10 protein-coding genes are annotated in these 9947 nt (G+C 68.4%); 5 read left to right on the forward strand and 5 right to left on the reverse strand.

Annotation, left to right across the window (positions count from 1 at the left end):
- Window positions 1-3 precede the first annotated feature (3 nt).
- From ABZ004_RS14220 to ABZ004_RS14235, 4 genes are all read right to left on the reverse strand, one after another.
- Window positions 4-582, reverse strand: a complete 579-nt coding sequence (locus ABZ004_RS14220) for a L,D-transpeptidase (protein WP_355680251.1) — start codon at window positions 580-582, stop codon at window positions 4-6.
- A gap of 178 nt (window positions 583-760) precedes the next feature.
- Window positions 761-2623, reverse strand: coding sequence for a translational GTPase TypA (gene typA, locus ABZ004_RS14225; protein WP_355680252.1), 1863 nt, complete (start codon window positions 2621-2623; stop codon window positions 761-763).
- 171 nt (window positions 2624-2794) lie between these two features.
- Window positions 2795-3544 (reverse strand): SDR family oxidoreductase, encoded by a 750-nt coding sequence (locus tag ABZ004_RS14230; RefSeq protein WP_355680253.1) that lies wholly within the window; start codon window positions 3542-3544, stop codon window positions 2795-2797.
- A gap of 70 nt (window positions 3545-3614) precedes the next feature.
- Window positions 3615-4382, reverse strand: a complete 768-nt coding sequence (locus ABZ004_RS14235; protein ID WP_355680254.1) for an SDR family oxidoreductase — start codon at window positions 4380-4382, stop codon at window positions 3615-3617.
- Window positions 4383-4530: 148 nt separating this feature from the next.
- On the opposite strand from ABZ004_RS14235, the gene ABZ004_RS14240 reads away from it, so the two are divergent.
- From ABZ004_RS14240 to ABZ004_RS14255, 4 genes are read left to right on the forward strand one after another with little or no spacing between them, the layout of a single operon-like run.
- Complete coding sequence (locus tag ABZ004_RS14240; protein ID WP_355680255.1) at window positions 4531-5409, forward strand: helix-turn-helix transcriptional regulator; 879 nt, start codon at window positions 4531-4533, stop codon at window positions 5407-5409.
- A gap of 46 nt (window positions 5410-5455) precedes the next feature.
- Entirely contained in the window at window positions 5456-6706 is a 1251-nt protein-coding gene (mshA, locus tag ABZ004_RS14245) for a D-inositol-3-phosphate glycosyltransferase (protein ID WP_355680266.1), read from the forward strand.
- A complete protein-coding gene (locus ABZ004_RS14250) occupies window positions 6703-7191 on the forward strand; it encodes a YbjN domain-containing protein (RefSeq protein ID WP_355680256.1) in 489 nt (162 codons plus the stop codon). The genes mshA and ABZ004_RS14250 overlap by 4 nt, the downstream gene beginning before the upstream one ends.
- Before the next feature lie 10 nt (window positions 7192-7201).
- Entirely contained in the window at window positions 7202-7948 is a 747-nt protein-coding gene (locus tag ABZ004_RS14255) for a phosphoglyceromutase (RefSeq protein WP_355680257.1), read from the forward strand.
- 60 nt (window positions 7949-8008) lie between these two features.
- Here the strand turns inward: ABZ004_RS14255 and ABZ004_RS14260 are convergent, their stop codons facing one another.
- Window positions 8009-8692 (reverse strand): helix-turn-helix domain-containing protein, encoded by a 684-nt coding sequence (locus ABZ004_RS14260; protein WP_355680258.1) that lies wholly within the window; start codon window positions 8690-8692, stop codon window positions 8009-8011.
- A 114-nt stretch (window positions 8693-8806) separates the two neighbouring features.
- Between ABZ004_RS14260 and ABZ004_RS14265 the strand changes: the two genes are divergently transcribed.
- Window positions 8807-9947 (forward strand): FAD-dependent monooxygenase (locus ABZ004_RS14265; RefSeq protein WP_355680259.1); only part of this gene is annotated, 1141 nt, incomplete at its 3' end.

Raw genomic sequence — 9947 nt, forward strand, 5'->3', positions numbered from 1 at the left:
AGATCAGGCGCTGTAGATCAGGACCTTGGTGCCCACCGGAACGCGGGCGAAGATCCAGTCCAGCTTCTTGCGGTCGCGGACGTTCAGGCAACCGTGCGAGGCGCCGTTGTAGCCGCGCGCCTTGAAGTCGGACGAGTAGTGCACAGCCTGGCCGCCGCTGAAGAACATCGAGTCAGGCATCGGCGAGTGGTACAGCGTCGAGACGTGGTTCTTGTCCTTGCGGTAGACCTTGAACATACCGTTCCGGGTCGGCGTCCGCGGCGCGCCGTAGCGGGCGTCGACGACGGCCTGGAGCTTGCCGTTGACCATGAAGACGAGCTTGCGGGTCTTCTTGTTCGAGCAGAGGATCCGCCCGGTCATACAGCGCTTGTCGAGTCGCAACTTGCCCGGTACCAAGGTGGTCGCGGCCGTCGACTTCGTGGCGACCTTCGGCGCGACAACCGCCTTGGGCGCAACCTTCGGCGCTACCGCCGTCTGAGCGGCCGGTGCGACGGCGTCCGCCGTCGTGGCGGCCGTGAGGACGCCCACACCCATCATCGCGACTGCCGTCGTCGTGGCGCCGAGCTTACGCAGAATGCCCATGTCCCTTTTTCCTTCCCCCAACTGAGTGACTTACAACAAGACAGACGACGCGGCGGCCCGCCTGGTTGGTAACGATCCGAAACTTTCTCCCCGTCGGACCGGAAACCAGGTCATCGACCACCGCAGGGGCTCAGCCTACTGAGCCCCTCGGACAATTTCGGCCTGACACCGATAACGATCAGGCCTTGCTCTTGCGGCCCAGCTTCGCGCGCTCGATCTGGGTCAGCGCGACCTTGCGGATCCGGATCGCGTCCGGGGTGACCTCGACGCACTCGTCCTCGCGGCAGAACTCCAGCGACTGCTCGAGCGACAGCTTGCGGGCCGGAACGAGCTTCTCGAACTCGTCCGCGTTCGACCGGACGTTGGTCATCTTCTTCTCACGGGTGATGTTCACGTCCATGTCGTCGGCGCGCGAGTTCTCGCCGACCACCATGCCCTCGTAGACATCCGTGCCCGGCTCGCAGAACATCGTCCCGCGCTCCTGCAGGTTGACCATCGCGTACGACGTGGTGACACCGGTGCGGTCCGACACCAGCGAGCCGGACGGACGCGTGCGTAGCTCACCGAACCACGGCTCGTAACCCTCGAAGACGTGGTGCGCGATCCCGGTACCACGGGTGTCGGTGAGGAACTCGGTGCGGAACCCGATCAGGCCACGGGCCGGCACCAGGAACTCCATCCGGACCCAGCCGGTGCCGTGGTTGGTCATCTGCTCCATCCGGCCCTTGCGGACCGCGAGCAGCTGGGTGACGGTCCCGAGATACTCCTCCGGGCAGTCGATGGTCAGCCGCTCGACCGGCTCGTGCCGCTTGCCGTTGATCTCCTTGGCGACCACCTGCGGCTTGCCGACGGTCAGCTCGTACCCCTCGCGGCGCATCTGCTCGACCAGGATGGCCAGCGCCAGCTCGCCACGGCCCTGCACCTCCCAGGTGTCCGGACGCTCGGTCGGCAGCACCTTCAGCGACACGTTGCCGACCAGTTCGCGGTCGAGGCGGTCCTTGACCAGCCGGGCGGTGACCTTGGTGCCCTTGACCCGGCCGGCCAGCGGCGAGCTGTTGGTCCCGATGGTCATCGAGATGGCCGGCTCGTCCACGGTGATGAACGGCAGTGCCTTCGGGTTCTCCGGGTCGGCCAGGGTGTCGCCGATCATGATCTCCGGGATGCCGGCGATCGCGACGATGTCACCGGGGCCGGCCGACTCGCCGGGCACCCGCTCGAGCGCCTCGGTAATCAGCAGTTCGGTGATCTTGACCTTCTGGATGGTGCCGTCGTGCTTGCACCACGCGACCTGGGCACCCTTCTTCAGGGTGCCTTCGTGCACCCGGACCAGCGCGAGCCGGCCGAGGAACGGGGACGCGTCCAGGTTGGTGACGTGCGCCTGCAGCGGGGCGCCTTCGGTGTACGACGGGGCGGGTACGTTCGCCAGGATCGTCTCGAACAGCGGCTCGAGGTCCTCCGAGTCCGGCATCCCGCCGTCGGCCGGCTGGGTCAGCGAGGCGCGACCGGCGCGGGCCGAGGCGTAGACGACCGGGAAGTCGAGGGCGCTCTGGTCGGCGTCGTGGTCCAGCAGGTCCAGGAACAGCTCGTAGGTCTCGTCGACGACCTCGGAGATCCGGGCGTCCGGCCGGTCCACCTTGTTCACGACCAGGATGACCGGCATGTTCCGGGCCAGCGCCTTGCGCAGCACGAACCGGGTCTGCGGCAGCGGGCCCTCGGAGGCGTCCACCAGCAGGACGATCGCGTCCACCATCGACAGGCCGCGCTCGACCTCACCACCGAAGTCGGCGTGGCCGGGGGTGTCGATGATGTTCAGCGTCATCTGCTCGCCGTTGGCCATCTTGTGCCGGACCGCGGTGTTCTTGGCGAGGATCGTGATGCCCTTCTCACGCTCCAGGTCGCCGGAGTCCATCGCGCGCTCGTCGACGTGCTGGTGGGCTCCGAACGCGCCGGACTGCCACAGCATCGCGTCGACGAGGGTGGTCTTCCCATGGTCGACGTGGGCCACGATGGCCACGTTGCGCAGATCATTACGGAGGGGCATGCGGAAGCGCTCCAAGCATTCGTCGGCCAGTGGAACGTCGGCCAGATGGGTGTCAGGCGGTGGCTACGAGGGTTCTCCGTGCCACTCGACAGGCAGGGCGCAGCCACCCCATCCTACCGGTGACAGACGGTGTCCACGAAACCGAAGGGAGCAGGCGGTTACTCCGAGTAGTTACAGCACCCGGTGGACCTTGTGTTGGGCGGCCTGGGCGCGGGGGCGGACGGTCAGGCGGTCGATGTTGACGTGGGCGGGGCGGGTGGCGACCCAGGCGACGATGTCGGCGATGTCGTCGGAGGTGAGGGGTTCGGCGACACCGGCGTACACGGCGTCCGCCTTGGCCTGGTCGCCCTCGAAGCGGGTCAGCGCGAAGCCCTCGCTCTTCACCATCCCGGGGGCGATCTCGCAGACCCGGACCGGCTGGTCGAACAGCTCCAGTCGCAGCGTGTCGACGACCGCCTTCGCGCCATGCTTCGCGGCGACATACCCGCCGCCGCCCTCGTAGGCGACCTGGCCGGCGGTCGAGCCCATCACGATGATCTGCCCCTCGGCGGCGATCAATGCCGGAAGCAACGACTTGGTGACGGCGGCGACGCCGATCACGTTCACCTCGAACATCCGCCGCCACGCATCCAGGTCGGCCTCTGCCACCGGCTCGGCGCCGAACGCACCGCCGGCGTTGTTCAGCAGCAGGTCCAACCGGTCCCCAACCGCCTCGGTCAGCGCAGCGACGTCGGCGGCCGAGGTGACGTCGCACTGGACCGCGCGCCCGTCGATCTCCTTGGCCAGCGCCTCGATCCGCTCCAGCCGGCGGGCCGCGCAGATCACCTCGAACCCTTCCTGGGCGAGACGACGGGCCGACGCGGCCCCGATTCCACTACTGGCTCCGGTGACGACAGCGACTGGACGCGGCGAAGAAGTCATGCCCCGAGTCTGACAAACCCCCGCCCGGCCCTGCCCACCCGTCTCATCCCGGTACGCCGATCCGCCGGGCTCAGGCCTGGCGAGTGGGGAGAGCGATGATCTGGCGCAGGTTGAGTTCCCGGCGCCGGGAGACGGCGAAGGCGACCACGTCGGCGATGTCCTCCGACGTCAGTGGGCCGATCGTCTCGACCATTCCGGCCAGCATCGTCTGCTGCTCTTCCAGCATGTGGGAGCCGAGTTCCGATTCGGTCAGGCCGGGCTCGATGTTGGTGACCCGGACGTCCAGCGGCGACAGGTCGGCGCGGAGCGCGTTCGAGAGCTGGGTCAGCGCGGCCTTGGTCGCGCCGTACACGCTGTAGCCCGGGAAGACGAGGTGTGAGCCGATCGAGGAGATGTTCACCAGGTCGGCCGTCCCGCCGTCGGCCGCGGCCGCGATCAGATCCGGGGTGAACGCGCGGATCAGCCGCAGTACGCCGGTGAGGTTGGTGTCGATCATCTGGGTCCAGTCGTCGGCCCGGCCCTGCTGGATCGGCGCCGCGAGCATCACGCCGGCCGCGTTCACGACCAGGTCGACCCGGCCGAGCCGCTCCGCGATCACCTTGACGCCCCGGTCCACCGACTCCTGCGAAGTGACATCCAGACCGACGCTGTACGCCGTACCGCCGGCCGCGGTGATCCGGGTGCCGAGGTCGTCGAGCCGGTCGACCCGCCGGGACAGCAGCGCGACCGAGGCGCCGTCGGCAGCGAGTCGCTCGGCGATCGCGGCACCGATTCCGCTGGCGGCACCGGTGACGACGGCGTTCCGGCCGGCGAGGGGGAGATTGCGAAGGACGGTCATCATTTGCTCCTGCAAGACGATCTGGTTGATGACCTCAGCCTCGTCGGATCGCAACCGCCTACCCAGACCTCTCCTGAGCCTGGGGTATGCCAAGCCTGGTTCTGACAGAACCACCCTCGAAACCTGCCGCCCAGGAATACTGGTGGACATGGACCGCCGCGAGGAGCTGACCGAATTCCTGAAGACCAGAAGGGCCCGGATCCGTCCGGAGGACCTCGGGCTGAAGGTGTTCGGGAACGGCCGGCGCCGGGTGCCGGGGCTGCGGCGCGAGGAGCTGGCCCAGGCCGCCGGGGTGAGCGCGGACTACTACGTGCGGCTCGAACAGGGCCGGACCGACAACGTCTCGCAGGAGATCCTGGATGCCGTCGCCGGCGTACTCGGTCTGAACGACGACGAACGAGCTCACCTGCAGCGGCTTGCGAAACCGGTTCGCCGGCCGAAGCAACGGCGTACGGTGCAACGGGTCCGGCCCGCGATGCAGCAGTTGCTCGCCGCGCTGGACGGCGTACCGGCATTCGTCCTCGGCCGCCGGATGGACGTCTTGGCCTGGAACCCGTTGGCAGCGGCGTTGATCGTCGACTTCGGGGCGTTGTCCACCAAGGAGCGGAACATGCCGAGGCTGGTCTTCCTGGACGACTCCAGCAGGGACTTCTATCCGCAGTGGGAAGCAGTCGCGGGCGAGACGGTCGAGTACCTGCGGATGTACGCCGGACGCAATCCCGACGATCCCGAGCTGGCCGAGCTGATCGGGGAGCTGTCGATCCACAGCGAGGAGTTCCGCACCCAGTGGGCGCGCCACGACGTGCGGGACAAGAGCTTCGGGGTGAAGCGGATGGTGCATCCCCTCGTCGGCGAGCTCACCCTGCAGTACGAGACGCTGGTGATGCCGGGCGATCCGGACCAGATGCTCGTCACCTACTCGGCCGAAGCCGGTACGCCGTCCGAGTCCGCACTGAAGCTGCTCGCCAGCTGGACCGCGCCGACCGTCCAGCCCCAGATCGCGGAGCAAGCTGCGGAGTTACCCTGACCAGGTGACTTCCCCCGCCGCCGACCGCCAGTTGAAGCGGGTCGCGATGATCAGCCTGCACACGTCCCCGCTGGACCAGCCCGGGATCGGCGACGCCGGCGGGATGAACGTCTACGTGGTGGAGTTGTCGAAACGCCTTGCGGGCCTGGGGATCGAGGTCGACGTCTTCACCCGGGCGACCTCGTCGGCGCTGCCGGCCAAGGTCGAGCTGATGCCCGGCGTCACCGTTCGCAACGTGGCCGCGGGACCGTACGAAGGCCTGTCCAAGAACGAACTCCCCGCCCAGCTGTGCACCTTCGCCCGTGCGGTACTCCGGGCCGAAGCGATCCGCGAGCCCGGGTACTACGACGTGATCCACTCGCACTACTGGTTGTCCGGCCAGGTCGGCCTGCTCGCCCGGGACCGCTGGGCCGTGCCGCTGGTGCACACCATGCACACGATGGCGAAGGTGAAGAACGCCAGCCTCGCCGAGGACGACGTACCGGAACCGCCGGCCCGCCTGATCGGCGAGGAGCAGGTGGTCGAGGCCGCCGACCGGCTGCTCGCGAACACCGAGGACGAGGCGCGCGAACTGATCACCCTGTACGGCGCGCAGCCGGCCAAGGTCGGCGTCGTCAACCCTGGTGTCGATCTCGAGGTGTTCAGCCCCGGTGACCAGGCGCAGGCGAGACGCTCGGTCGGTATCCGCGACGATGCGCTGCTGCTCGCCTTCGTCGGGCGGATCCAGCCGCTCAAGGCGCCGGACATCCTGATCAAGGCGGCGGCCCGGATGCTCGAGAAGGACCCGTCGCTGCGGGACCGGCTGGTCGTCGCGATCATCGGCGGGCCGTCGGGCAACGGGATGGAGCATCCCGAGGCGCACGCGGAACTTGCTCGCGCACTGAAGGTCGACGACGTCACCCGGTTCGTGAAGCCGATCGCGGGAGCGGGGCTGGCCGAGTGGTACCGGGCGGCCTCGGTGGTCTGCGTACCGTCGTACTCCGAATCCTTCGGCCTGGTCGCGCTGGAGGCCCAGGCCTGCGGTACGCCGGTGGTCGCGGCGGCCGTCGGTGGCCTGACGACCGCGGTGAGCGACGGATCGACCGGGCTGCTGGTGCCCGGGCACGATGTCGGTGACTTCGCCGACGCGCTGCACCGGATCGCGACGGATCCGGTCACCCGCGAGAGCATGAGCCAGGCGGCGGTGAAGCATGCCCGGGGATTCGGCTGGGAACTGACCGCGGAGAAGACCCTGGCGGCGTACCGGACGGCCCAGGAGACGATGGCGGCGGAACTGGCCGCGGAGGTGACTGGATGAGGGTGTCGGCCGCGGACGTGATCCGGCAGGTGCTGACCGAGAACGACCTGGAGTTCACCGAGACGACCCCCGGCGCGTTCGCCGCGGATCTGCCCGGCGAGCGGAAGCTGAAGACCACGGTGATGCTGACCGTAGGTAGCCAGGCGGTCCAGGTGCACGCGTTCGTGGCCCGCCGGCCGGACGAGAACCACGAGGTGGTCTACCGCTGGCTGCTGGAGCGGAACCTGAAGATGTACGGCGTGGCGTTCGCGGTGGACCATCACGGCGACATCCACCTGGACGGCCGGGTGCCGCTGCACGCGATCACCCCGGTCGAGGTGGACCGGCTGCTGGGTGCGGTCCTCGAGTACGCCGACTCGTCGTTCAACACGATCCTCGAGCTGGGCTTCGCCTCGTCCATCCGCAAGGAGTACGACTGGCGCATCTCACGCGGCGAATCCACCCGGAATCTGGACGCGTTCAAGGGCTGGCTGGAGCCCCGATAAGCTCAGGGACATGACCTATCGCCTGATCCTGCTCCGCCACGGCCACAGCGACTGGAACGCCAAGAACCTGTTCACCGGCTGGGTGGACGTCGACCTGAACGCCCAGGGCGTCGAGGAGGCACACCGCGGCGGCCAGCTGCTGCTCGAGCGCGACCTGCTCCCGGACGTCCTGCACACCTCGGTCCTGCGCCGGGCCATCCGCACCGCCAACATCGCCCTCGAAGAGGCCGGCCGGCAGTGGATCGACGTCCGCCGGTCCTGGCGGCTGAACGAGCGCCACTACGGCGGCCTGCAGGGCAAGGACAAGAAGCAGACCCTGGAGGAGCTCGGCGAGGAGCAGTTCATGCTGTTCCGCCGCTCCTACGACACCCCGCCGCCGCCGATCGAGCGCGGCTCGGAGTTCGACCAGGCAGGCGACCCCCGGTACGCCGGCCTGCCGCCCGAGTTGCTGCCGGCCACCGAATGCCTGAAGGACGTCGTCGAGCGGATGCTCCCGTACTGGTACGACGCGATCGTCCCCGACCTGCGTTCGGGCAAGACTGTCCTGGTCACCGCGCACGGCAACTCCCTGCGCGCGCTGGTGAAGCACCTGGACGACCTCGACGAGCAGACGATCGTCGGCCTCAACATCCCGACCGGCGTCCCGCTGTACTACGAGCTCGACGACAACCTCAAGCCCGTCACCAAGGGCGGCGAGTACCTCGACCCCGAGGCGGCCGCCGCCGCCATCGAAGCCGTCAAGAACCAGGGCCGCTGAACAACAAGTGGCCCTCGGCAACTCATCTTGTTGCCGAGGGCCACTTTTTTTGTGCAAGGTTCAGCTGTCGGCGGAGATCAGCTCGCTGAGTAAGGCAGCAACCGCGGAAGCCAGCTCCTGCAGAGCTTCCTCAGCCAAGGGCTGGCCGATTTCAAACGCCCGCTCAATGGTCCGCGCAAGTAGATCTGCCTGGTGCTCCAAGCTCCGGCCGGCCGTGTCCTCAGCGCGCAGGAAGCCTTCGAAGGTCGCCTGATAGGCATACCCGAGGTCTTCCAGGTCCAGGTCGGAACGCAGCTGACCGTGGTCCGCCAGCAGGGTGAAGTAGCCCCGGCCGAGCTCGGCGTGCCGGTCATCGCGGGCACTGTCGCGCCCAGTCGTCAGCTTGCCCAGTAATTCGGGGTCTGCCAGCAGGAATCCGCGCAGCAGCGGGCGGCCGGTGATCGCCAGGAAGTAGGTCTGCGCGAAGCGATGCAGCAGGCAGACCTGTGGATCCTTCTCCAGGCTGTCGCGCAGCTCGCCGATCGCGGACAGCACCTCGCGGGCGAAGACCGCGCTGAAGAGTTGCTCGCGGGTCTTCCAGTGCAGGTAGATCGTCCCCTTGCCGATCCCGGCGCCGGCCGCCACATCGTCGATGGTCACCCGTCGGTATCCGTGCCGCAGCAGTAGGTCGGCCGCTACGTCGAGGATCCGCTCGGCCCGCTCTGCGCGTTGCCCGGAGCTCTTCAACCGCTCAGTCGTCGCCACAGAGCCACGATATGACCAGATGTCAGTTTTGGTCAATTGCACGAAGTTAGTTGACCAGATTTCAAATTTGGTCATATCGTTGAACACAGATCACCCCATGACAGGAGCGGAACCATGACGACGAAGACGAACCAGACAGTGCTGATCTCCGGCGCCGGAATCGGCGGCAGCACGCTGGCGTACTGGCTGGCCGAGCGCGGATTCCGCGTCACCGTGGTCGAGCGGTCCGCCGGTCTCCGCTCCAGCGGCAACCCGGTGGACGTCCGCGGGCCGGCCGTCGAGGTGGTCGAGCGGATGGGCCTGCTCGGCCGGCTCAAGGAGGCGGCCACCGACGTATCCGCGCTGAGCTTCGTCAACGGCGGCGGCCGCGAGGTCGGCCGGGTCAACCTCCGCGCGGTCCAGCGGGCGACCGGAAGCCGCGAGCTCGAGGTGACCCGCACGGACCTGGCCGCCATCCTGTACGACGCCGGCCGGGAGTCGGCCGAGTTCCTGTTCGGCGACTCGATGACCTCGCTGAGCCAGGACGAGGACGGCGTGGACGTCACCTTCCAGCACGCGCCGCCGCGCCGGTTCGATCTCGTGATCGGGACCGACGGACTGCACTCGATGACCCGGCGGCTGGCGTTCGGGCCGGAGTCCGACTTCGTCCGTCACATGGGTCTCTACGTCGCCACGATGCAGCTGGGCGGTCCGGCCGACAACCAGCGGGACGTCCTCATGCACAACACCCCGGGCCGGATGGTCTCGATTCACCCGGTGAGGGGCAGAGCCCTGGCGGCCTTCATCTTCCGCAGCCCCGAGGTGGCCGGATTCGACTACCGCGACCTCGCGCAGCACAAGGAGATCGTGACGAACGCGTACGCCGGTGACGGCTGGCGGGTCCCGGACCTGCTGGACAAGGTCCGCACCGCCGACGATCTCTGGCTCGATTCGGTCAGCCAGGTGCGGATCGACAGCTGGGCGAACGGCCGGGTCGCGCTGCTCGGCGACGCGGCCTCGTCGGTGTCCTTGTTCGGGGACGGGTCGACGCTGGCCATCGCGGGTGCGGCCACTCTGGCCCAGGAGCTGGCCGCGACGCCGGCGGATCACCGGTCCGCCTTCGCACGCTACGAGGCCGGGCACCGCAAGCTGGTCGATCCCAAGCAGGGAGCGGTCGCGACGGCCGCCGCGATCATGGTCCCGGCGAGCCGGGGCGGGATCGCTGCCCGCAACCTGGCGACCCGCCTGTGGCCCGCCGCCGCGGCCGGCGGCTGGC

Source organism: Kribbella sp. NPDC006257 (genome assembly GCF_040613535.1).
Taxonomy (GTDB): Bacteria; Actinomycetota; Actinomycetes; order Propionibacteriales; family Kribbellaceae; genus Kribbella.